We start from the raw sequence: 23737 nt of genomic DNA, 5'->3' as shown, positions 1-23737 counted from the left end.
GTTTTCCCGGGCAATAGGGTCCGAGAAGAATACCGGGGGGAGTCGGTTGTCTGCGTGATGCCGCGCTGGCGGCGGCATCACGCTACCGCTGTGGGAGGAAGCCGATTAGCCAGCCACGGGGCCGCCGCAATTAGGCCATGCGCCAGCACCCTGGGTGGCAAGAACGTTTTCAGCGATTTCGATCTGCTGTTGCTTGGTGGCTTGATCAGCGGTAGGCGCGTACTGGGTGCCGCCGCTACCGGCCCAGGTTTGCTGCGAGAACTGCAGACCGCCGTGGTAGCCATTGCCGGTGTTGATGTGCCAGTCACCGCCGGACTCGCACGCGGCGACCTGGTTCCACGCGCTTTCCGGGGCGGCGTTGGCGGCAGGGGCGGCAATGCCCGCGATGCCCAACGTAGCTGCGGCCATAGTGAGCAAAGTCTTCTTCGTACGCATTGAGAAAGCACTCCTTCTCATTGTGTTTTGGGGCTTGTGGTATCTCCACCAAGCACGTAATCCACCAAATTACGTAAGGGCCGAACGAATTATCAATGAATAACGGCCTATAACTCGCTGACTTTTCTCTGCCCGCCGGACAGTGAATGTTCAGGTAGACACGGTGGGTCAATACTCGAAGCTATGCGGCCTTGGCTTCGGCGGCGATGCCGATTAACCAGTTCAGCCACTCCTGGTTTGGGCTTTCTTGTTGTGCGGCAGCCACCGCAGCCGCGTGCCACTTGTCTGCGTCTAGTTCAACCAAGGTATCGAGGAAGGCTGCAGCGGAGTCCGCATCGCTGGGAAGCGTGGCTGCGCCGGAAGAATAGGCAGGCTCCGGCTGGGTAGCCCCGCCATTCTGGCTAAGCGCCTCTTGCAGTTGGTCGATGCGGCGGTGATGGAGGCTTAAGAGCTTATCGATGCGCCCCTCGGCAGCAGGATCGCTATAAGCCCGAGCGAAATCCAGGCCAAAGACCTGCTCGTATTCCCACTGCAACAAATCAGCCGCGCTCTCGCGGTGTGGCTGGGAGAGCGTGGGAATATCGGGGACATCGCCAGGCAGCCAGGCATTAAGCGTGATGGCCTGTTGCGTGACTATGGGCCGCGACTCAGAACTGACCTCATCGGCGGCTTCCGTTGTGGCAGAGGCGGCTTCTTCTAGCAGCTGGGAGGAATCTGTGGCAGGTGGTGCCTGCGTCGGGCGTTCCACCTCACAGCTGTGTGGGACGTTTCCTTGGTCATCGGTGCCGCAGAGGCGCGCAATCTTCTCATACAGCGCATCGGCCTGCGAGCTGCGCATATCCGCGGCCACATCATCAACCCCCTGGAGGGCGAGGCTATCGCTCGCGGCGGCCACGGCGAGGCGCTCGAGCGCGTCTTCTGGGCGCGGGCCAAAATAGTCGACGACGGAATCGACTGCGGAACAGCCCGCGAGGGCGGGCAGGGCGGCAGTCGAGGCTACACAGGTTAAAGCAATACGTCGGCGGTTCACCCAAAAGACTGTACCTCGAAGGACGTAGGCTAGTGGGCATGGCTTTCCCAGATGCACAACAATTAACTGATTTGCTCCAACCTCGCCTAGAAGCCCGCGGGCTGGACGTGGAGGATATTAAAACCACCAAGGCGGGAAAGAAATCACAGGTCATCATCCGCATCGATGGCGATAGGCGGCCCAGCTCTGACGTATTGGAGGAAGTCTCCGACGATATTTCGGCCTTCTTCGATGAAAAAGAGGCTGCGGGCGAGCTGAATTTTGGCGCCGGATATACCTTGGAGGTCTCTACCCCCGGTGTGGATTTGCCGCTGACCGCACCGCGCCACTGGCGCCGCAACAAGGGACGGAAGGTGACCTTTAACCGCGGCGACGACACGAGCCACACCGCGCGCATCGGCGCGCTCAACGCGGACGAAAATGCCGTTGTCCTTATCACCTCTGAGAAAAACGAGGTGCATACAGAAGTGGAGCGATTGGAAAACATTGCCCACGCAGTGGTAGAAATTGAGTTTGCACAGCCATCACAGCGTGAGTTAGACGCCGTGCACCAGCCATTTGCAGAAGCCGAGAGTTAACCGGCAATCGAGAGGATAGACAAGTGAATATTGATCTTGAGGCACTTCGTACCATCGAATCCGAACGGCAGGTCCCCGTCAATGACTTGTTGGAGTCGATTGCAAGTGCCTTGTTGTATTCCTACCTGGATTACCGCGAATCCACCGCGGAGGGCAAGGCCGAAGGCACCAAGTCCCGAGTAGACATCGATACCACCACCGGTGCCGTCAGTGTCATCGTTACCGAGCGCGACTCCGAAACCGGGGAGGTAACCAGCGAGTACGATGACACCCCGGATAACTTTGGCCGCGTGGGTGCACGCGCCGTGCGCGAAGCTATTTTGCGCAAGCTGCGCGAGGCTGAAGCCGAGCGCACTTTTGATTCTTATTCGGAGCTTAGCGGGCGTGTAGTCAGTGGCATCGTCCAGCGCGATGCGCGTGCCAATGCCCGCGGCATCGTTGTGGTCCAGCTCGGTTCCGAGTTGGAATCGCAGGACGGAATCTTGCTTCCCGCAGAACAAATCCCCGGAGAGAAGCTGCAGCATGGTGACCGCATCAAGGCGTATGTGGTGGGCGTAAACCGCAATGGCGCCAATGTGCAGATCAACTTGTCCAGGACCCACCCGGAGCTAGTGCGCGGGCTTTTTGAACTGGAAGTTCCGGAAGTTGCAGATGGCAGCGTGGAAATGATCGCCATTGCCCGCGAAGCTGGGCACCGCTCCAAGGTCGCTGTTATTGGCCACGCTAAAGGCCTCAACGCCAAGGGCGCGTGCATTGGCCCGCGCGGTCAGCGGGTGAATAACATCATGCGCCAGCTCGGTGGGGAAAAGATCGACATCATTGATTACAGCGAGGATCCCACCGTATATGTGGGCAATGCTTTGGCCCCCTCCAAGGTGATCAAGGTGACCGTGCTCGATAGCGAAGAGCAGGTGGCGCGAGTTATCGTCCCTGACTACCAGCTGTCCCTTGCCATTGGTAAGGAAGGCCAGAACGCGCGCCTAGCCGCCCGTTTGACCGGCTGGAAGATCGATATTCATTCAGACGCGGACGCGAATTAAGGAAATGCGGATAAATAGCGTAGGCTAGTAAACGGCCCAGATGCAGAAAGGGACATGCAGACGCAGCGAAAGTTAAGGAGTTCGATGTCGCAGACTCAACGGCTTCGTACTTGCATCGCTACGCGTCGCCGCATGCCCGATACGGAGCTGCTGCGGGTGGTCATTGATGCCAATGATCCTCAAGGCAGCCGTGCGGTGGTGGATCCATTCCGGCGGCTTCCCGGCCGCGGCGCATGGATTAGCCCTACGCTTTCTGCACTCGAGCTAGCTGAGCGCAAACATGCTTTTAAGCGCGCGCTCCGCACGTCCGCATCCGTGGACACAGGTCAGGTACGTAGGTACTTGGAAGCACAGTGCGAAAATGTACAGGGCGAAAAGTACCGTGTGCGGAACAAGCTGCACAAGGTTCGTACACACCAGAGTTAAAAAGGAAGACCGAACACTGATGAGCGCACAACGATGAAGCATCAGCGATGAAAGTCCAGAACGTTTAACTAGGAGTCAGGCCAGTTTTTCGCGGCCTTGGCTCCTAGGCGATACCAAGAGGAGACAAGTGCCCGGAAAGCTACGTGTTCACGAGTTGGCAAAACAGCTCGGAGTAACCAGCAAGGAACTGCTCGCCACCCTGAAAGAACAAGGCGAGTTCGTGAAAACCGCATCCTCGACCATCGAACCACCGGTGGTCAAGAAGATGCGTGCTCACTATGAAGCACAGTCCGGTGGCGATGCCACCGAAGCTAAGGCAGATAAGGCTGAGAAAGCTGCCAAGCCCGCTAAGCCCGGTCAAGGCAGCGCCAAGAAGCAGGCATCGCCTGCGCCAAAGCCAGGCGCTGGCGCACAGGGCGGAGCGAAATCCGCTGCCCCTAAGCCCGGCGCACCGAAGCCAGGGGCACAGGCACCGAAGCCATCCGACGCTGCGCCGAAGCCAGGCGCAGGGTCCGCTAAGGCTGCCCCCAAGCCTGGTAAGGCAGCACCAAAGCCGGGCGCTGCCGCTGGCAAGCCAGCACCGAAGCCCGGCCAAGGTGCACCGAAGCCAGGTCAAAACGCAGGCCAAGGCGATGCCAAGAAGTCGGGCGAGCGTCCGACCCCTGGCAACGCCATGCCGCGACCGATGCCTAAGCCCGGCGGATCCCGCCGCGTAGCCAATAACCCATTTTCCACGGGTGGCGGCGACAATCGACCAGGCCCACGCCCCGGTGGCTCCAAGGGGCAGCGCGGCGGCAACCGTCCCGGCGATAACCGCGGTGGAAAACGCGGCGGCCGCAACGAGGGCGGCACTAACCGTCAGGGCCAGGATCAGAACCAAGGCCAGGGTGGCGGCGGTGGACGTCGTCCGTCGCCAGCCATGATGCCTTCGCATCCGAACCCTGCCTCGATGCCCTCCAAGGCACCGAGCGGTGGTGGACGCGGCGGCCGCGGTCGAGGTGGTCACGGCGGACCTGGTGGTCCAGGTGGCCCAGGCGGCGGTCGTCCCGGCGGTTTCCGCGGTGGACGCGGTGGGCGTCGCGGCGGCACCGCTGGTGCATTCGGCCGTCCAGGTGGCGCACCACGCAAGGGCAAGAAGTCGAAGCGGCAAAAGCGCCATGAGTTTGAAGAGCAGCAGAAGCACGTCGTAGGCGGCGTCCGCTTGCCAGATGGCAAGGGACAGACCGTCCGCCTGCGCCGCGGCGCTTCGCTGTCTGACTTCGCGGAGAAGATCGGTGCCGATCCAGCAGCATTGGTACAGGCACTGTTCAACCTTGGTGAAATGGTCACCGCAACCGCATCCGTATCGGAAGATACGCTGCAGCTGCTCGGTGACGAGATCAACTACAAGGTAGAAGTCGTCTCCCCAGAAGACGAGGACCGCGAGCTGCTAGAGTCCTTCGACCTGCAATTCGGCGAGGACGAAGGTGGCGAAGAGGCCCTCGAACACCGCCCTCCAGTCGTCTCCGTCATGGGTCACGTTGACCACGGTAAGACCCGCCTGTTGGACACCATCCGTAAGACCAATGAGGCAGCCGGTGAGGCCGGCGGTATTACCCAGGGAATCGGTGCTTACCAGACCACGGTTGACGTGGATGGCGAGCGCACCATTACCTTCCTGGATACCCCTGGTCACGAGGCCTTTACCGCCATGCGTGCCCGCGGTGCGAAGTCCACCGACTTGGCCATCTTGGTAGTCGCCGCCGACGACGGCGTCATGCCACAAACGGTTGAGGCCATCAACCACGCCAAGGCTGCCGATATCCCGGTGGTCGTGGCCGTGAACAAGGTGGATAAGCCGGAGGCGCAGCCGGAAAAGATTCGTGGCCAGCTCACGGAGTACGGCTTGGTGCCAGAAGAGTACGGCGGCGACACGATGTTCGTGGACATCTCTGCTAAGCAGGGCCAGAACATCGACCAGCTGCTAGAGTCCGTCATCCTGACTGCTGATGCCGCCCTCGAGCTCACGGCTAATCCAGAGATGGATGCCCAGGGTGTGGCCATCGAGGCCCACTTGGACCGCGGTCGCGGCCCAGTGGCTACGGTCATCGTCCAGCGAGGTACGCTGCACGTCGGCGATTCCATCGTGGTAGGCGATGCACATGGTCGCGTGCGCCGCATGCTCGATGAGTTTGGTGAGGACGTCAAGGAAGCCGGTCCTTCCCGCCCGGTACAGGTGCAAGGCCTGTCCGGCGTTCCAGGTGCTGGCGATAACCTGCTCGTGGTCGACGATGACCGCGTGGCCCGCCAGATTGCCAACCAGCGCGATGCTCGTAAGCGTTCTGCCTTGCAGGCAAAGCAGCGCAAGCGCGTGTCTCTGGAAGATCTGGACAAGGTATTGCAGGAGACCTCGACCCTCAACCTCATCCTCAAGGGCGACAATGCCGGCTCCGTCGAGGCGCTGGAAGATGCCCTGTTGGATATCAAGACCGAGGACGAAGTCGAGCTCAACATCATCGACCGCGGTGTTGGTGCCGTAACGGAGACCAATATTTCGTTGGCCGCCGCTTCCGATGCCGTCATCATTGCGTTCAATGTTCGCTCGGAGGGCAAGGCCACGGAGATCGCTACCCAAGAGGGCGTGGATATCCGCTACTACACGGTTATCTACAAGGCCATCGAGGAAGTCGAGGCCGCTCTCAAGGGCATGCTCAAGCCGATCTACGAGGAGCGCGACACCGGTGCGGCCGAAATCCGCGCCCTGTTCAAGTCCTCCTCGGTGGGTACCATCGCCGGTTGTATGGTCACCGAAGGCAAGGTTGTCCGCAACGGCAAGGTTCGCCTGCTCCGCGATAACAACGTGGTTACTGCCGATGCCAAGATCGAGTCCCTGCGTCACGAAAAGGACGACGCTACTGAGATCAAGGCCGGCTATGAGTGCGGTATGGTGCTGTCCTACCCGGATATCCAGGTAGGAGATATCATCCAGGCTTATGAAGAAGTCGAGGTACCGCGCGACTAGTCGCTGCTAGTTTCGGCCCGCTGTGCGTGCCCACCTCAAGATTCTTTCTCCCCGGAGGGAGATCGCGAGGTGCGGCAGGTAGAGCGGGCCGTTTCGCGTTTTCGCATGTGAGGTTTTCAAGCGGTTTCCATTGGGTGCGGTGAGTAACTAAACTGGTGGTTTCTGATACCGCGACACGGTAATTTAGGAATAAATTTTTCCCCTTTAGCTTGGAGGTTCTCATGGTCGATCACGCACGCGCGGCGCGGCTAGCAAAACGAATTCAGGAAATCGTGGCTAGTGCGATTGAGCTGCAGATTAAGGATCGCCGCTTGGAGATGGTCACCGTGACCGATACACGCGTCACCGGTGATTTGCACGACGCTACCGTCTTTTACACGGTGCGTGGCCACGATATCGATGCGGAACCCGATTATGACCAGGCTGAGGAAGCACTCAAGCGCGCGAAGGGACAGTTGCGCAAGATCGTTGGCGATCAGTTGTCCGTTCGCTTTACCCCAACCCTTGCTTTTGAGCTCGATACCGTCCCGGAAGCCTCCGCGCACATGGAAGAGCTCTTGGCGCGCGCTCGGGCTCGCGATGAGGAGCTAGCAAAATTGAAGGAAAACGCTAAGCCCGCGGGCGAGGCCAATCCGTATAAAACCTCCGATGAAGACGAGGCTTAAGTGACCCGCAAGGAATATCAGGACGCAGTCGATGCCATTTCTGGCGCGCAAAGCATCTGTATTATCACTCACTTGCGCCCGGATGCCGATGCCATTGGTTCAGCCACGGCGTTGCTCTTAGCCGTGCAACAAAGTGGGAAAGAAGCCTGTGCGGTCATTGGCCAGGACAAGGACTTTGCGCCTAATCTTTACTCCATTCCCGGCGCAGATCACGTTAAGGTCATGCGGGAGCTCCCGCAGGGATATGACCTTTATGTCACCGTGGATTGTGGGTCGATCGATCGCACTGGTTTGTTTTCTGCAGATATCGCCGAGCTGACAGAGGCAGGGCGCGTGCTGTGCATCGACCACCACTCGTCCAACCTCGGGTTTGGCTCAGTGAACTTGGTTGATTCAGAGTGCGAGTCCACCACGGTGGCCATATTGACCATCCTGGATATGCTGTCGGTGCAAATCGAAAGCAGCATCGCACACTGCCTGTATGCGGGTCTTTTGACCGATACGGGTAGCTTCCGGTGGGGCAGGCCCGCCATGCACGATGTGGCCACGCGCTTGATGCGCTATGGCCTGGATACCAAGCAGATTGCCACGGATCTGCTCGATGCCACGACTCCAGATGATCTGCAGATGGTCGGCCGCGTGCTTGCAGGACTGCGCATTGAACATGCTGGTGAAATGGGTGTGGGCATCCTCGTTGCAGGCTTGGCCGATATCGAAGGTCATTCGGATTCCGCAGTCGAGTCCCTAGTAGATTTCGTGCGTGCCCTTGAAGGCACCGAATTGGGTGTGGTCTTTAAGGAACAGTCGCCTGGGATATGGGCGGTATCGCTGCGTTCGACTACGATCAATTGCGCCGCCTTGGCAACCCAATTTGGTGGCGGCGGGCATATTCCCGCTGCTGGGTACATGACATCGGGAAGCGAAGAACGAATCGTCGCGGAGCTGGTGAGTGCCATCGATGAGCACTAGGCAGTCAACCCCCACGACAGTAAGCGCACGCGAGGTCTTCGGCCTCGCGTTTCCTGCGCTTGGAGTCCTGGCCGCGATGCCGCTCTACCTCTTGCTCGATACCGCAGTGGTGGGGCGCCTGGGTGCCCAGGAATTGGCTTCGCTCGCCGCGGCAACCACGATCCATACCGTGGTGACCACGCAGCTGACCTTCCTGTCCTATGGCACGACGGCTCGCTCGTCTCGCCTTTTTGGCGCTGGTAAGCGCGCCGAGGCAGTGGCAGAAGGTGTGCAAGCAACCTACGTGGCCCTGGGCGTTGGTGGGCTTTTAGCCCTCATCATGTGGATCTTCGGCGGTGTTTTTGCCCAGTGGCTTACCGGGGATCCTACGACTGCGGCCGGAACTGCACTGTGGCTGCGGATCGCTGCACTGGCGATTCCCGTAACGTTGGTGGAAATGGCCGGAAATGGCTGGATGCGCGGTGTGCAAAATACCAAGAAGCCGCTCTATTTCACCCTTGCCGGAATGATTCCCGGAGCCATTGCCGTACCCGCATTCGTGTATTGGTGGGGCCTTGCCGGGTCTGCCATTGCCACCGTATTGGGGATGAGCATTATCGCGAGCCTCTTCGTGCGCGAGCTGTATAAACAGCACGAAGGTTCGTGGAAATTTCGGTGGCACATCGTGCGTAAACAGTTGATCTTGGGCCGCGACCTTATCTTGCGCTCCGCTAGCTTTCAGGTGGCCTTTCTAACTGCAACGGCCGTGGTATCCCGCGTGGGCACGGCCGCGTTGGGCGGCCACCAAATCATGATGCAGCTGTGGAATTTCATGTCGCTGATTTTGGATTCCTTGGCCATTGCCGCTCAGGCCTTGACTGGAGCTGCCTTGGGCGCTGGTTCGGCGCGCCACGCGCGCAGCGTGGGAAGCAAGGTAGTGATGTATTCTACGATTTTCTCAGCCTTCCTCGCCTTGGTTTTCGCCGCTGGGGCCGGGTTCATTCCGCGCGTCTTTACATCCTCTCAGGAGGTCATCGATGCCATGAGCCAACCATGGTGGATCCTGGTCGGCATGGTCATCGCCGGTGGCGTGGTCTTTGCCCTGGACGGCGTTCTATTGGGGGCAGGGGATGCGGCATTCTTGCGCAGCCTGACTATTGCCTCGGTTCTTCTGGGATTTTTGCCCGGGGTGCTCCTCGCACATGCCATGGGCACGGGCCTTACCGGCGTGTGGTGCGGCTTGGCTGCATTCATTACTTTCCGCCTCATTGGCGTGGTCTACCGCTTCTATTCCATGAAATGGGCTGTAGTAGCAGAGTAGTACCTGCGCTACAGTGACTGTAACGAGTAGCAACAGCACTACAGATTTAACTACAGCGAGAGACTCCGTAACGATGATGAGCAAGGCGGGTGGGAGCGGTAATGCCAACGCTATGGGCAGTAGCAGACTTGCACGGCGCGATCCGTGAAAATTTAGCGCGCATTGCAGAACTTAACCCACCCGATCCGGCCGATTGGCTCATTGTGGCAGGCGATGTTGCAGAGCGCAGCGAGCTTATCCTGCGCATCTTGCGGGACTTGGCCGCGCGCTATGACACCGTCATTTGGGCACCAGGCAATCACGAGTTATTTTCTCGTTCCCAAGACCAGTACAAGGGGCGCGAAAAATACGATTACCTGGTGGCCGCCTGCCGGGAAATCGGCGTTATCACCCCAGAGGACCCCTATCCGGCTTTTAATGGGATAACGATTGTGCCGCTTTTTACCCTGTATGACTACAGTTTCCGCCCACCGGGTACCTCGGTGGAAGAAGCGGTGCAGCAGGCACACTCTAAAAAGCTTGTCATGACCGATGAGGTAGCAATCGCTCCCTTCGTAGACGTGCGCGCATGGTGTTGGGACCGCTTGGCGTATTCCATTAAGCGTTTATCCCGAGTACAGGGCCCAACTATCTTGGTTAACCACTGGCCACTGGTGCAAGAACCTACGATGGTTCTGCGCTTTCCAGAGATTGCCCTGTGGAGCGGCTCGCGGCATACGCGTTCGTGGCCGCGACGGTACAAGGCAGAAGCTGTCATTTACGGCCACTTGCACATGCCTTCAAAGATGAATGTGGATGGGGTAGACCATATCGAAGTCTCATTAGGCTACCCGCGCGAATGGCGTAACCAGCCGCACCGTATCCCGTGGCCATACCCAGTTACTTCGACGTTTGGGGAGGTGAATTGATGTTATACCCCGACCTGTTCCCAGAAACTGCCCGGTATTGCTATGTGCGTACGGATGCCCGCGAGTCCGACCTACTCAACTATGATCAGCTCGACCCTAAGGAACAGTCCATAGTCTCGCAGGCGGTCGATATCCGGAAGTCCGAATTTGGCGATGCCCGGTGGTGTGCGCACCAGGCCCTGCGCGAGCTGGGCTTTACAGGTACTAACCCGATTATGCGCGGAGAGCGGGGCATGCCGCTGTGGCCCGAAGGATTTATCGGATCCATGACGCATACGGAGGGCCTGCGCGCAGCGGTGGTGGCCTCTACTACGGATTTTCGCTCCATTGGCCTTGATGCGGAGCCGGCGCAGCGGCTGCCCGAACATGTGTTGACCATGATCGCCCGAGCCGGGGAAATGCCGCAGCTGCCGCGCCTAGAAAAGGCGGGGGTGCACTGCCCAGACCGCCTGCTATTTTGCGCCAAGGAGGCCACCTATAAGGCGTGGTTTCCCATGACGCATCGGTGGCTCGATTTCGATCAGGCAGAAATCGATATCCGCGAAGATGGAACCTTTATTTCTTATATCCTGGCCCGTCCCACGCCAGTGCCGTTTATCACTGGCAAGTGGATCCTAAAGGGCGGTTATGTCGTGGTTTCCACGCTGGTTCCGGCCCTTGATTTCTCCGCCTAAACCGAACGTTCGCACTGGTCCCCTTGGTCTTCCCTCTAAGGCTCTGGTTTAGAGGGTAGACGGCCGCGCCACAAAGACCGTGGCCAACCTTTTTCCCTTCTCTTTAATGAGCGCGATGGCCTGGCCATTGGGGGCTACTGCGGCATGAACCCCGGATAACCCGCGCGGCTCGAGCCATTTGCCCATCGCCAAAGCGGCTGCCTCTTCCTCGGTGACGGGCAGGACGGGGAAACTGCGCTTGAGCGCCTCATCGAGGCTTAAGGACAGGCGGGGGTTTTCTGCGAGATCGTCGAGGAGGTGGGCATCGGCAAGCGCAAAGGGCCCCACCGTCATGCGGCGCAGGGCGGTTAAATGCCCGCCGACGCCAAGTGCCTCGCCCATATCGCGCGCCAAAGAGCGGATGTAGGTGCCGGAGGAACACTCCACGGATACATCGATGTCTAGAAAATCGTCCTCGGTGCGCATGTCATGAATATCAAAACTGTGGACGGTGACCGGGCGGGCGGGGATATCTACCTCTTTTCCCTCGCGCACCAATTCATGCGCCCTTTTACCCTTGATCTTGATGGCGGAAACCGCGGCGGGCTTTTGCATAATCTCACCGGTCAATGTGGCAACCTCGGCCTCGATGGCGGATCGATCAAGCGCTGCTGCGGGCTTGCCCCAGCGAAATTCGCCCTCGGCATCATCGGTGGTGGTAGAAGCGCCGAGGCGAATGGTGGCCGAATAAGACTTGGTGGAGGCGACCATGTGCGCGAGGAATTTGGTGCCGCGTTCGATGCCAAGGACCAGCACCCCAGTTGCCATGGGATCTAAGGTGCCGGCGTGGCCGACCTTTTTGGTGTGAAAATACCTGCGTAGGCGGCTAACAACATCGTGAGAGGTCATGCCGGCAGGCTTATCAACAATGACAAGTCCGGAATGTGCGAGCGCATCAGTCATAGGGTACAAGTCTATGCTCTACGATGGATTCCGTGGATATTTGTTACGGAATCGATGACATCCCCGCGGATGTGGGGCCGACCTCGGTAACCATTGGCGTCTTCGATGGCTTGCACCGCGGCCATCAACAGCTCGTTTCTGCCTGTGTGAAACACGCGCGGGCGAATAATCAGGTCCCCGTCATGGTGACCTTTGACCCGCACCCGGTCTCCGTTTTCTTGCCGGAGCGCGCGCCGCTGTCTGTGGTGAGTTTCGAGCGCAGGCTAGAGCTCGCGGAAGAAATGGGCATCGAGATGGTGCTTGTCATTGACTTCACCAAGGAACTAGAGGGCGTGGAGCCGCGCCCCTATGTGCGCGACCTCTTGGTGGGCAAACTCCATGCGCACCACGTGGTGGTGGGGGAGAACTTCACCTTTGGCGCTGGGGCCAGCGGCACCGCGGAAGCCATGCGGCAGCTGGGGGAGGAGTTTGGATTTAGCGTCGATATCATCCCGCTCTTGGACGAGGACGGTGTGCAGATTTGTTCCACCTATATTCGCCATAGCCTGTCCCGGGGCGCGATAGAATCGGCGAATTGGGCGCTTGGCCGGCACTTTACGGTCACTGGTCCTGTGGTGCGCGGTGCGGGGCGCGGTGGCAAGGAACTGGGATTTCCCACGGCTAATCAATATTTCCCGGATACCGTAGCCATTCCCGCGGACGGGGTCTATGCCGGTTGGTTTATTGTGCATTCTGATTCGCCCCTCGATGGGGATATGCAGCCCGAAGTAGCCTATGCCGCTGCGATTTCTGTTGGCACGAATCCCACCTTTGGTGATGAAGAACGGTCCGTGGAGTCTTTTGTCTTGGACCGCGATGCCGATCTTTATGGCTATGAGGCAACCGTGAAATTCGTGGGCCACCTGCGGGATATGGTGAAGTTTCATTCCGTCGATGAGCTTTTGGAAGCCATGGCTCAGGACGTCGCAGCCGCTCGCAAGGTGCTGGCTGCCGATGCCCGTGCGCAGGGCTGCGATAGCGACGACTATTTCTTAAAGGAGAAGTAAATGAAGGCCATCCTCGATCTTGATACCGGCATTGATGATGCTTTGGCCTTGGCGTATGCCCTGGCCCACCCCAATCTTGAGCTCATCGGTGTGACGTGTACTTATGGCAACGTCACGGTGCCGCTGGCGGTGCGCAATACCCTGGCGCTGCTGGAATTGCTGGATAGGCCTGATATCCCGGTCTTTGCGGGCCCCAGCCCGGACGGTTTCCAGCCCAGCGAGATTTCCTCCTTCATCCACGGCCAGAATGGCGTGGGCGAGGTCGCGCTTACCCCGTCCGATAAGACCGAGGACACGCAGCCGGCCACGGATTTCCTCTTGCAGGCCGTGCGCGATTACGGTGATGACCTGGTCATTATTCCCACAGGTCCGTCGACGACCATCGCCCAGGCTATGCTTGCCGATGCCACCTTTGCCGCCAACGCCCACATCGTCATGATGGGCGGAGCGCTGACCGTTCCTGGCAACGTCTCCGCGTGGGCAGAGGCCAATATTTCCCAAGACCCGGATGCCACCGATTACCTCTTCCGCCACAGCCAAGATGTCACCATGGTCGGCCTTGATGTCACCTTGCGCACCCTCTTGACGGAAAAAGAAACCGCGCGCTGGCGGGAGACCGGAACGACCGCGGGCGAGGTTTTCGCCGATATGGTGGATTACTACATCCGCGCTTATGCCACCACGGCTCCCCACTTGGGAGGTTGCGGTCTGCACGATCCGCTGGCCGTGGCGGTAGCCGCAGATCCGTCGTTGGTAGAGGTCATCGAAACCAATATGAAAACGGATACGCAAGGCCCCACCCGCGGGCGCACCATTGCCGATGAAACCCGGCTGAGCCAGGAACCTACCGCGAAGGTGGCCGTGGGCGCGGACAACGAGCGCTTCGTTCATGAATTCGTGGACTACCTCGAAGAACTTTTCCGGACGGTGGGCGCTAAGTAGTGCAGCGTTTTGATTTGCCGCGCTAATTGGCTGTAAGATGACGATCTGGCTTAGCGACTGTGGTTCACGACAGTTGCGGCACGCGGAGCTCGCCACGGCGGCGCTTTGCGTAGAAGAATAGTGTGGACTGAAATAAAGGAGAAATACTCATGGCACTGACCACTGAGAAGAAGGCCGAAATCCTCAAGGAGTACGGCCTGCACGAGACCGACACCGGTTCCCCTGAGGCACAGGTTGCCCTGCTGACCTCTCGCATCAATACTTTGACCGAGCACTTGAAGTTCCACAAGCACGATCACCACTCCCGTCGTGGTCTGCTGCTGATGGTTGGTCGTCGTCGTGGCCTGCTGAAGTACTTGGCAGAAAACAACGTGGATCGCTACCGTGACCTGATTTCCCGCCTGGGCCTGCGCCGCTAATTGCGACGCGGCTGCGGCCGAATTATTCCCCTTGCCCTGCGGCAAGGGGAATTAGTGGTTTTATACCCACTTTATCCTTGTGGGGAGCAGGGGCGATTGCGGTTGCCGTAGCTCAAAAGTGCGGAATCTCTGTTAGAATTTTCACCGTTGTCAAAAACAATGTGGAAAAGGCGGCACCGACGATCGCCTAAAACATTCAAGGAGATTTACTAGATGAGCGTTCAGAACTCCGTAGAGTTCAATATCGATGAAGAATTCGGTATTACCGAAGCTATCGCTGTCCTCGACAATGGGGACTTTGGTACCCGCACCGTTCGTTTCGAAACCGGCCAGCTGGCCCGCCAAGCAGATGGTTCCGTAACCACGTACCTCGACGATGACACGATGCTGCTGGCCACCACGACCGCCTCGAACCAGCCGCGCGAGAACTTTGACTTCTTCCCGCTAACCGTTGACGTGGAAGAGCGCATGTACGCGGCCGGTAAGATCCCCGGTTCCTTCTTTCGCCGCGAGGGCCGCCCCTCCACGGAGGCTATCTTGGCGTGCCGCCTCATCGACCGCCCGCTGCGCCCCACTTTTGTCAAGGGCCTGCGCAATGAAGTACAGGTTGTTATCACCGTCCTGTCGCAGGACCCAGAAGAGTACTATGACGTCGTAGCCATCAACGGCGCGTCCGCGGCAACCCAGCTTTCCGGCCTGCCGGTATCCGGTGCCGTCGGCGGCGTGCGCATGGCGCTCATCGCCGATGACAAGCACCCAGAGGGCCAGTGGGTGGCTTTCCCGAACCACGAGCAGCACGAGCGCGCGCTCTTTGAGATGGTCGTGGCGGGCCGCATCGTGACTAAGGGCCGCAAAGAAGACGTCGCCATCATGATGGTGGAGGCCGGTGCTGGCACCAACGTTGCAGAGCGCATCGCCGATGGCGCCCCGGCTCCGCAAGAAGCCGCCGTCGCCGAGGGCCTCGAGGCGGCTAAGCCGTTCATCAAGACCCTGTGTGAAGCCCAAAACGGCCTTGCAGAGCGCACTGCCAAGGAGACCCAAGAGTTCCCGCTCTTCCCTGCCTATGAGGACGATGTCTTCGCCGCCGTGGAAAAGGCCGCTTCCAAGAAGCTGGAGAACCTGCTGACCATCCCAGGCAAGCAGGAGCGCGACGAGGCTACGAATGCACACATGGAACAGGTAGAACAAGACCTGTTGCCGCAATTCGCGGACTTGGAAGAAGCAGTGGCCTCCAAGCAGATTCGCGCTGCTTATAACGAGGTCATGAAGAAGATCGTGCGTCGCAAGATCTTGACCGATGGCTTCCGCATCGATGGCCGCGGGCTTACCGATATCCGCGACCTGTCCGTCGAAGTTGACTTGGTACCACGCGCACACGGTTCTTCCTTGTTCGAGCGCGGTGAGACGCAGATCCTCGGTGTAACCACCCTGGATATGCTGAAGATGGAGCAGCAGATCGACTCGCTTACTCCCATCGAGTCCAAGCGCTACATGCACCACTACAACTTCCCGCCATTTTCTACCGGTGAGACCGGCCGCGTCGGCTCGCCCAAGCGCCGCGAAATCGGCCACGGTGCACTAGCCGAGCGCGCCCTGCTTCCGGTCATTCCGTCGCGCGAGGATTTCCCGTATGCCATCCGCCAGGTCTCTGAGGCGCTCGGTTCCAACGGTTCCACCTCCATGGGTTCTGTGTGCGCATCCACCCTGTCCCTCTACAATGCGGGTGTTCCGCTCAAGGCGCCGGTAGCCGGCATCGCCATGGGCTTGGTTTCCGGTGAGGTTAAGGGCAAGGAAAAGTTCGTCGCACTGACCGATATCCTCGGTGCCGAGGATGCCTTCGGTGACATGGACTTCAAGGTTGCAGGTACCTCTGAATTCATCACTGCGCTGCAGTTGGACACGAAGCTCGATGGCATTCCGTCTAAGGTCTTGGCTCAAGCACTCGAGCAGGCCCGCGATGCCCGTGCCACCATCCTGGAAACCATGGCTGAGGTCATTGATTCCCCAGATGAGATGTCTGGCCTGGCCCCGAAGATCACCTCGGTGAAGATTCCGGTTAATAAGATCGGTGAGCTCATCGGGCCTAAGGGCAAGACCATCAACCAGATCACCGAAGATACCGGTGCTGAAGTCTCGATTGAAGACGATGGCACGGTCTACATCTCTGCGGTAACCGGCGAAGCAGCGGATGCTGCGATTGAAAAGGTTAACTCCATTGCCAATCCGCAGTTGCCCAAGGTAGGCGAGCGCTTCCTCGGCACGGTAGTCAAGACCGTTCCATTCGGCGCCTTCGTATCCTTGACCCCAGGCCGCGATGGATTGATCCACATCTCCAACCTGGGTGGCGACGAGCGCATCGAGAAGGTCGAAGATGTCGTCAACGTGGGCGACAAGGTACAGGTAGAAATCGCGGATATTGATAACCGCGGCAAGATTTCCCTAGTGCCCGTTGAGGACTAATTCCTCGCGCGCTCGTTAGAGCAATGGCCCTGTTTCCCGCACATGCTGGGAAACAGGGCCATTGCTATGCCTTCGCTATGATTACCTAATTTTGGAAATCAAGCACGAGGCGCTTGGGGTTCTGCAGGAAGGTCACGGAATACGGCGTTTGCTTCTTCAGGCCGATGATCAACTGCGTTTGCGCCTCGAAGGTGGTGGTGTAGTTGATCTCTTGCACCACGCCGGCACCTGGGGTGATGCCAGTATCCATGAACTTTTGCTCCAACTCTGGCGTCGATGGCCACGGGGTGCCCTCGATGCCAAGGTTGAGGAATGTAGCGCCTTTTACCTCGACAGGAAGTCCCGAGGCCTGGTGGGCGGGCTGATCCGTATAGGTGGTAAACCACCCGGCTTCGCCGTCTCCTTCAAGGTCGACCACGACGCGGGTGAAAGAATCGTGCGCGGCTACCCGGATCTCTGTGGGAACGAGGCCACCCAATCCAGGAGGAAGGTGGTGTTGATCCTCGAGGGAGGGCGTGCCCATGCCACCAAAAGTCGGCTTTGGATTATTGCCTTGCGCCTTTTGTTGATTGTGGCTTAACGGGGCGGTGTCTTCTACCGTCTTGGTTGGGTCATCGTCAGTGGTCGTGGTAGAAGGCTCTGACTTCTTTGCCGATGACGTCGTCGACTCTGCAGTGGAACTGGTTGATTCCTCCTGCGTGGCAAATGAGGCATCGGCGGCCTTGTCATCGCTGGGGCTAGCGCAAGCAGCCAATGAGAGCATGCAGCTTATACCGGCGCCAGCAGCGATAACGCGGGTGAGAGTAGATCGAGACATTGTGACCACTTCCTAGGTTGTCTACCTTGTTGTCTCTTTCAATTCTACCGGTACACAAGTGGCTCAACTGGGGAAGTGATGCAATTGTTGTACAAAGAAAACTAGCGAAGGTGTGGACTAACGCTTCAACTGGACGAGCTGGATGAGGTTGCCCACGGTATCGTCAAAGACCGCGATGATGGAGGGGCCAACGTCGGTGGGCTCCATGGTAAAGTCCACGCCCTTGTCCTTTAGTTCGGCGTATTCTTTCTCCACATCCTGCGACAAGAATTGGGTGACCGGGATATTATCCGCCTTCAGCGCTTCGGTGTACGTCTTGGCGGCTGGGTGGCCCTTGGGCTCATGCAGCAATTCAACGCTGCCATCGCCGTCGGCGTTGGTGACCGTCAGCCACCGGAAATCGCCGTGTGTGACGTCATCTTTTACGCGGAAGCCAAGGACATCGACATAGAAATCGTGGGCACGAGCAACGTCATCTACTGGAACGGAAGCAATATAAATCTGCATGGCAGCCAGTCTAGCAGTGGTATTTCTGGTGTCCGGAGGGCTGCCCGCCGCGCATGAGCGAGCGCGATAGGATAGTTAAACAAGTAGAATTTTAACGCAAAGTTGTTAAGAAAGTGAGGCCCACAATGGCGATCAAAGTAGGAATCTTGGGAGCGCAAGGGCGCGTCGGCAAGGCGATTGTTGAAGGCGTGAATGCCGAAGATGATTTAGAGCTCGTAGCGGAAATTAGCCGCGGGGATGATCTGCAGCAATTAGTTGATAATCATGCAGAGGTCATCGTGGACTTCACCCAGCCTGATTCGGTGATGGGAAACTTGGAGTTTTGCATCGCGAACGGCATCCACTGCGTGGTGGGTACCACTGGCTTTGATAAAGAGCGCTTGGACCAGGTTGAGCAGTGGACCCGCCAAGAAGGTGCTGGCAACGTGCTGATCGCACCTAATTTCGCTATCTCTGCTGTCATGACAATGGTGCTTGCTAAGCAGGCAGCGAAGTTCTTTGAGACTGCTGAGGTCGTGGAATTTCACCACCCCACCAAGCTGGATGCGCCTTCCGGCACCGCTATCCACACCGCAGAAGCCATTGCCCAAGCGCGCCGCGACGCCGACCTGGGGGAGATGCCGGATGCAACGGAAAAGTCCCTCGATGGGGCACGTGGGGCGAATGTAGACGGAATCCCGGTGCATGCCGTGCGTACCCGCGGCATGGTGGCCCACGAAGAGGTCATTTTCGGTGCGCAGGGACAGTCTCTGACCATCCGCCAGGATTCTTACGATCGTTCCTCCTTTACTCCAGGCGTACTGGTCGGCGTGCGGGAGATTGCGCAGCACCCAGGATTGGTCGTCGGGCTAGACAAGTACCTGGGGCTGTAGCGGTATGGCCACTGCGAGTGAGCTAAAAATCCAGCTCATTGCCGCTACCGAGTTTCATCCGCCGCAGGGAACGCAGTGGAGCGCTGATGACACGGCGACTGACGGCGAGGCCCTCGTCGAATTCGCCGGACGGGCGTGTTATGAGTCTTTTGATAAGCCCAACCCGCGCACCGCTACGAATTCCGCCTACCTGCACCACATCATGGAGGTAGGCCATACGGCGCTATTGGAACACGCCACGGCCACGATGTACATCACGGGGCTCTCGCGCTCTGCCAGCCACGAATTGGTTCGACACCGGCATTTTTCCTTCTCGCAGCTATCCCAGCGCTTTGTGCATCCAAAGGAGACGCAAGTAGCGCTGCCCAAGCTGGTGGAAGAAGATGAGCAATTGCGCCGGTTGGTCATGCAGGCGGTCGATGAAACCCGTTTTGTCTACGATGAGCTGCTAGAAGCCTTGGAAGAAAAGCTCGATGAGCCGAATGCGCTGCTGCGAAAGAAGCAGGCGCGCCAGGCAGCGCGCGCAGTATTGCCCAACGCTACGGAAACTAGGCTCGTCGTTACCGGTAATTACCGCGCGTGGCGCCACTTCATTGGAGCTCGGGCGGCCGAGCACGCGGATACGGAATTGCGCCACGTAGCGGTGGAGTGTTTGAAGCATTTGCAGGAGCAAGCACCAGCGCTTTTCGATGACTTCCATATCACCACGTTGGCCGATGGAACGCAGATGGCCGCAAGCCCCTACGCTTAACACGCGGCACCCCGATGCGGCCAAAAGGTGTCCTAGCGGGTAACCTTGACGGCTATGAGCACAGGTATGACAGCAAAGACTGGCGTTGACACCTTCGGTCGCATTGGCGTCGCCATGGTCACTCCGTTTGATCGTGACGGTGCGCTGGATTTAGAAGCGGGTCGCCGCCTGGCAGCTCATCTCGTAGACAACGGCGTGGATTCACTCATCTTGGGTGGAACGACGGGCGAGTCTCCAACCACGTCCTTGGATGAAAAGTTGGAGCTGCTCAAGGCCGTAAAAGAGGAAGTAGGAGACCGCGTCCGGATCTGTGCGGGCGCCGGAACGAATAATACCGCCACCTCCATCGAGGTGGCCCAAGCTTCCGCCGCCGCCGGAGCCGATAGTTTGCTCGTGGTGACTCCCTATTATTCTAAGCCCTCCCAAAAGGGCGTCTACGAGCATTTTGCCGCAGTTGCTGATTCCACGGATCTGCCGATTTGCGTCTATGACATCCCTGGCCGCTCGGGCATCCCAGTGGCGTCGGATACGCTCCGCCGCCTTGCGGAATTGCCGACTATCCAAGCCGTGAAAGATGCCAAGGGCGATCTTTCTGCGGCCGCAGAACTCATCCAAGAAACCGACTTGGCGTGGTACTCCGGTGATGATCCGATTAACCTGCCGTGGCTATCCCTCGGCGCTTCGGGTTTCATCTCCGTCATCGGCCACGCCGCACCGCGTGCCTTGGTAGAACTCTATGAAGCTTTCGATGCGGGCGATTTGGCCCGCGCGCAAGAAATAAATTACTCAACGCTTCTTCCACTGACCCGCGCTCAAGCGCGGTTGGGCGGAGCGACATTTGCAAAGGAAGCTCTGCGCCTGCAGGGCTTTGAAGTTGGCGAGCCCCGCCTTCCTATCACCGCCGCGAGCGAGGAGGAACGCGAGGTACTTCGCCGTGATTTGGAACAATCTGGAGTCCTTTAAGAATGACTGAACCCCGTAACCGTTCCCGCAAGGTCACCCGCAAGGCGGGTCCACCTTCGGAAACTGAGACCGCCTCCAATGAGGCGGCTTCGCCCGTATTTCAGGCCCCTGCCAATAACGCCGGCAATGCCGGAAATGAAGACCAAGGCAACTCTGGCAAGAATAACTCTGCCGATAACAAGAACGACGGCGATAACAACGGCCGCCGCTCGCGTTCCCGTGGCGGCCGCGGTCGTGGTCGTGGCGGAAACGGCAATAATGGCAATGGCCAAGGAAATAACCACGGTGGTAATGGCCACGGCGGCAATAACCACGGCGGCAATAACAAGAACAACAACGGTGGCAACGGAAAGAACGACAAGGGCCGTGGCCGCAATAACAATAACCGCGGCCGCCGCAACGTGCCGAAGTCCATGCAGGGCGCTGATTTAACCAAGCGCCTGCCAGAACCGCCAAAGCAGGCGAAGGATACCCTGCGCATCTACGCCTTGGGCGGTATCTCCGAAATCGGCCGCAACATGACCGTTTTTGAGTACGGCGATGAGCTGCTCATCATTGACTGCGGTGTGCTCTTCCCATCGTCTGGCGAGCCTGGCGTGGACCTCATCCTGCCGGACTTCGGGCCGATTGAAAAGAAGATCGACAAGGTCAAGGCCCTCGTGGTCACCCACGCCCACGAAGACCACATCGGTGCCATCCCGTGGCTGCTGAAGCTGCGCCCGGATATCCCCATCGTGGCCTCCCGTTTCACTATCGCGCTCATTGCGGCGAAGTGTAAGGAACACCGCCAGAAGCCGAAGTTCGTTGAGGTCAACGAAAAGTCCGATGTGACCTACGGCTGCTTCCGCGTTCGCTTCTGGGCGGTTAACCACTCCGTGCCGGATGCGCTCGGCATCATGCTGGGCACCCCGGCAGGCAATATCATCCATACCGGTGATATCAAGCTGGACCAAACCCCGTTGGATAATCGCCCGACCGACCTTCCGGCGCTGTCTCGTTACGGCGACGAGGGCGTCGACCTCATGCTGTGCGATTCCACCAACGCCACCGTGCCGGGCGTATCCGCCTCCGAGGGCGATATCCCAGCCAACTTCAAACGCTTGGTGGCTAATGCGAAGCAGCGCGTCATCTTGGCTTCCTTCGCCTCGAACGTCTACCGCGTGCAGGCTGCCATCGATGCTGCCGTGGCCAATGGCCGCAAGGTGGCCTTCAATGGCCGCTCGATGATGCGCAATATGGAGATCGCGGAAAAGATGGGCTTTTTGAAGGTCCCTCGCGGCACCATCATCCCCATCGATGAGGCCGCGAAGATGGCCCCGCATAAGACCATGCTCATTACCACCGGTACGCAGGGTGAGCCAATGGCTGCGCTGTCCCGCATGGCCCGCCGCGAGCACCGCCAGATTACGGTGCGCGATGGCGATACCATCATCTTCTCTTCCTCGCTCATCCCGGGCAACGAAGAGGCCGTCTTCGGCGTTATCAATATGCTGTCCCAGATTGGTGCCAACGTCATCACCAACCAGGACGTCAAGGTCCACGCATCTGGCCACGGCTACTCCGGCGAGCTGCTCTTCCTGTACAACGCGGCGCGCCCGCGCAATGCCATGCCGGTCCACGGCGAGTGGCGTCACCTGCGCGCCAATAAGGAATTGGCGATTTCCACCGGCGTGGCCCGCGACCGGACGGTCTTGGCGCAAAACGGCGTTGTGGTGGATCTGCGTAAGGGCCGCGCGGAGGTCGTCGGCCAGCTGCAGGTTGGCCACCTCTACGTCGATGGCGTGTCCATGGGCGATGTCGATGCCGATACCTTGGCAGATCGCACCAACCTGGGTGCCGGCGGCGTGGTATCCATTACCTGCGTGATTGATAACCGCACCTCCCGCTTGCTGGAGCACCCGACCGTTGCGACCACCGGCTTCTCCGACGATGACCGCGGCGTCGTGCCCGAGGTGGCAGAGATGGTGGAAAACACCATGAACGATCTCGCCGCTGAGGGTGAAAATGACACCTACCGGATGGTGCAGAAGCTGCGCCGCAAGGTCTCCAAGCTCATGGATTCCAAGTACAAGCGTGAGCCGGTTATTTTGCCCACTATCGTGCCGACGAATTCAGGCACGCTGCTTGCCGATGACGCCGATGTCGACGCCAGCCGCGAGTCCCTGTAGGCTCTCCTACAAAAGGATTTAATTCCGGCATAGTTTCTGTGCCCCAGCATTTCGATGACCTCGGTATGCTGGGGCACATGTCGTTTTCATCTTCCGAACGCGCCAAGATGGTCGCGCTTTTGCATCAACTAGGTCCAGACGCCCCCACGCTGTGTGAGGGCTGGACCACGCGCGACTTAGTTGCCCACCTGTGGGTGCGCGAAAACCGTCCCGATGCCGCAGCGGGCATGTTCCTTTCGGTCCTGCAGCCCCACCTAGAAAAGGAATCCGCTAAGGTCGCCCGCCGCGATTTCGATGAGCTTGTCGATGCCTGGGGGAGGGGACCGGCAAAGTTCAACCCCGCACGTTTTCTCGATGCCCAGCAAAATTTGGGCGAACATTTCATCCACCACGAGGATATTCGCCGCGCCAATGGCCAGACCGAACCCCGCGATTTTTCTGTGGCCGTGCAGAAGAAGCTGCACCGTTTTTTGAAGATCTGGGCCAAATTGAGCCTGCGTAAATCCACCCAGCCGGTGATCCTGCAGCCGGACGGGATGCCGCGCATCGTCGTGGCAGACAAACACGGGGTAGCCGATCGCGGGGATCGCGTGGTCCGCGTAAGCGGGGAGGTCGGGGAACTACTGCGGTGGGCGTACGGGCGCGACGTTGTCCAAGTCACCATCAATGGCGATGAGTCCGCCATTGAAATGTCAACCCTCTAGCCTAAAAATAGGCACTTTTCCTGGCCAGGCGGCAACATTTTGACGCAGACACTGCATAATTTCCAGTTTGCGGACCGCGCCACGCGTGTGGCGTATGTGATTTGTGGGGTTTTCCGGTTA

At 58.8% G+C, this 23737-nt stretch carries 23 protein-coding genes; 18 read left to right on the top strand and 5 right to left on the bottom strand.

Translation table 11 applies throughout. The annotated features are described in order from the left end of the window. Positions 1–105: 105 nt before the first annotated feature. Positions 106–435 carry a transglycosylase family protein gene (locus ABRP64_RS06245; RefSeq protein WP_502880516.1) on the bottom strand — a complete coding sequence of 110 codons (330 nt, stop codon included), beginning with the start codon at positions 433–435 and terminating at the stop codon, positions 106–108. A 181-nt stretch (positions 436–616) separates the two neighbouring features. Beyond that, positions 617–1465 (bottom strand): DUF4439 domain-containing protein, encoded by an 849-nt coding sequence (locus ABRP64_RS06240; RefSeq protein ID WP_349865848.1) that lies wholly within the window; start codon positions 1463–1465, stop codon positions 617–619. A 38-nt stretch (positions 1466–1503) separates the two neighbouring features. On the opposite strand from ABRP64_RS06240, the gene rimP reads away from it, so the two are divergent. The 9 genes from rimP to ABRP64_RS06195 all read left to right on the top strand — a co-directional run bounded on the left by rimP (position 1504) and on the right by ABRP64_RS06195 (position 11026). Continuing rightward, on the top strand, positions 1504–2043 hold the full coding sequence (gene rimP / locus ABRP64_RS06235; protein ID WP_349858286.1) for a ribosome maturation factor RimP: 540 nt from the start codon (positions 1504–1506) through the stop codon (positions 2041–2043). A 23-nt stretch (positions 2044–2066) separates the two neighbouring features. After that, positions 2067–3083, top strand: a complete 1017-nt coding sequence (gene nusA, locus ABRP64_RS06230) for a transcription termination factor NusA (protein WP_349858285.1) — start codon at positions 2067–2069, stop codon at positions 3081–3083. Between the two features lie 84 nt (positions 3084–3167). Beyond that, positions 3168–3509: a YlxR family protein gene (locus ABRP64_RS06225; protein ID WP_349865846.1), complete on the top strand. Its 342-nt coding sequence runs from the start codon at positions 3168–3170 to the stop codon at positions 3507–3509. Positions 3510–3636: 127 nt separating this feature from the next. Next, positions 3637–6510 (top strand): translation initiation factor IF-2, encoded by a 2874-nt coding sequence (gene infB, locus ABRP64_RS06220; protein ID WP_284784314.1) that lies wholly within the window; start codon positions 3637–3639, stop codon positions 6508–6510. Positions 6511–6731: 221 nt separating this feature from the next. Beyond that, positions 6732–7175, top strand: coding sequence for a 30S ribosome-binding factor RbfA (gene rbfA / locus ABRP64_RS06215; RefSeq protein ID WP_284769620.1), 444 nt, complete (start codon positions 6732–6734; stop codon positions 7173–7175). Then, positions 7176–8144: a DHH family phosphoesterase gene (locus ABRP64_RS06210; protein WP_284769621.1), complete on the top strand. Its 969-nt coding sequence runs from the start codon at positions 7176–7178 to the stop codon at positions 8142–8144. Next, on the top strand, positions 8134–9444 hold the full coding sequence (locus ABRP64_RS06205; RefSeq protein WP_284769622.1) for an MATE family efflux transporter: 1311 nt from the start codon (positions 8134–8136) through the stop codon (positions 9442–9444). The genes ABRP64_RS06210 and ABRP64_RS06205 overlap by 11 nt, the downstream gene beginning before the upstream one ends. Before the next feature lie 101 nt (positions 9445–9545). Next, on the top strand, positions 9546–10352 hold the full coding sequence (locus tag ABRP64_RS06200; protein ID WP_349865844.1) for a metallophosphoesterase family protein: 807 nt from the start codon (positions 9546–9548) through the stop codon (positions 10350–10352). Further along, positions 10352–11026, top strand: coding sequence for a 4'-phosphopantetheinyl transferase family protein (locus ABRP64_RS06195; protein WP_349865842.1), 675 nt, complete (start codon positions 10352–10354; stop codon positions 11024–11026). The genes ABRP64_RS06200 and ABRP64_RS06195 overlap by 1 nt, the downstream gene beginning before the upstream one ends. Positions 11027–11074: 48 nt before the next feature. On the opposite strand, the gene truB is transcribed toward ABRP64_RS06195, so the two are convergent. Next, positions 11075–11968 carry a tRNA pseudouridine(55) synthase TruB gene (truB, locus tag ABRP64_RS06190; protein WP_349865840.1) on the bottom strand — a complete coding sequence of 298 codons (894 nt, stop codon included), beginning with the start codon at positions 11966–11968 and terminating at the stop codon, positions 11075–11077. Between the two features lie 23 nt (positions 11969–11991). Between truB and ABRP64_RS06185 the strand changes: the two genes are divergently transcribed. From ABRP64_RS06185 to ABRP64_RS06170, 4 genes are all read left to right on the top strand, one after another. After that, entirely contained in the window at positions 11992–13014 is a 1023-nt protein-coding gene (locus ABRP64_RS06185) for a bifunctional riboflavin kinase/FAD synthetase (RefSeq protein ID WP_349865838.1), read from the top strand. Next, a complete protein-coding gene (locus ABRP64_RS06180; protein WP_284852002.1) occupies positions 13015–13956 on the top strand; it encodes a nucleoside hydrolase in 942 nt (313 codons plus the stop codon). 149 nt (positions 13957–14105) lie between these two features. After that, positions 14106–14375 carry a 30S ribosomal protein S15 gene (gene rpsO, locus ABRP64_RS06175; RefSeq protein ID WP_005278802.1) on the top strand — a complete coding sequence of 90 codons (270 nt, stop codon included), beginning with the start codon at positions 14106–14108 and terminating at the stop codon, positions 14373–14375. A gap of 213 nt (positions 14376–14588) precedes the next feature. Next, positions 14589–16835, top strand: a complete 2247-nt coding sequence (locus tag ABRP64_RS06170) for a polyribonucleotide nucleotidyltransferase (protein WP_284782138.1) — start codon at positions 14589–14591, stop codon at positions 16833–16835. A gap of 85 nt (positions 16836–16920) precedes the next feature. On the opposite strand, the gene ABRP64_RS06165 is transcribed toward ABRP64_RS06170, so the two are convergent. Together ABRP64_RS06165 and ABRP64_RS06160 are read right to left on the bottom strand one after the other, a co-directional pair. Next, on the bottom strand, positions 16921–17652 hold the full coding sequence (locus ABRP64_RS06165) for an AMIN-like domain-containing (lipo)protein (protein WP_284769629.1): 732 nt from the start codon (positions 17650–17652) through the stop codon (positions 16921–16923). Positions 17653–17769: 117 nt separating this feature from the next. After that, positions 17770–18159, bottom strand: a complete 390-nt coding sequence (locus tag ABRP64_RS06160; RefSeq protein WP_349865836.1) for a VOC family protein — start codon at positions 18157–18159, stop codon at positions 17770–17772. A 125-nt stretch (positions 18160–18284) separates the two neighbouring features. On the opposite strand from ABRP64_RS06160, the gene dapB reads away from it, so the two are divergent. From dapB to ABRP64_RS06135, 5 genes are all read left to right on the top strand, one after another. Further along, entirely contained in the window at positions 18285–19031 is a 747-nt protein-coding gene (gene dapB / locus ABRP64_RS06155; protein ID WP_284782137.1) for a 4-hydroxy-tetrahydrodipicolinate reductase, read from the top strand. A gap of 4 nt (positions 19032–19035) precedes the next feature. Further along, positions 19036–19782: an FAD-dependent thymidylate synthase gene (gene thyX / locus ABRP64_RS06150; RefSeq protein WP_284769632.1), complete on the top strand. Its 747-nt coding sequence runs from the start codon at positions 19036–19038 to the stop codon at positions 19780–19782. 54 nt (positions 19783–19836) lie between these two features. After that, positions 19837–20745, top strand: coding sequence for a 4-hydroxy-tetrahydrodipicolinate synthase (dapA, locus tag ABRP64_RS06145; protein WP_284769633.1), 909 nt, complete (start codon positions 19837–19839; stop codon positions 20743–20745). Positions 20746–20747: 2 nt separating this feature from the next. Then, the gene (locus ABRP64_RS06140) at positions 20748–22913 is read left to right on the top strand and encodes a ribonuclease J (RefSeq protein ID WP_284852005.1); all 2166 of its coding nucleotides are present in this window, start codon (positions 20748–20750) and stop codon (positions 22911–22913) included. Positions 22914–22978: 65 nt separating this feature from the next. Continuing rightward, on the top strand, positions 22979–23617 hold the full coding sequence (locus ABRP64_RS06135; RefSeq protein WP_349865862.1) for a TIGR03085 family metal-binding protein: 639 nt from the start codon (positions 22979–22981) through the stop codon (positions 23615–23617). Positions 23618–23737 lie beyond the last annotated feature (120 nt).

This window comes from Corynebacterium sp. KPL4015 (genome assembly GCF_040225725.1).
Taxonomy (GTDB): domain Bacteria; phylum Actinomycetota; class Actinomycetes; order Mycobacteriales; family Mycobacteriaceae; genus Corynebacterium; species Corynebacterium rhinophilum.
Note: the sequence above shows the minus strand (reverse complement) of the source record. Positions and strands in the feature narration are given on the sequence as shown.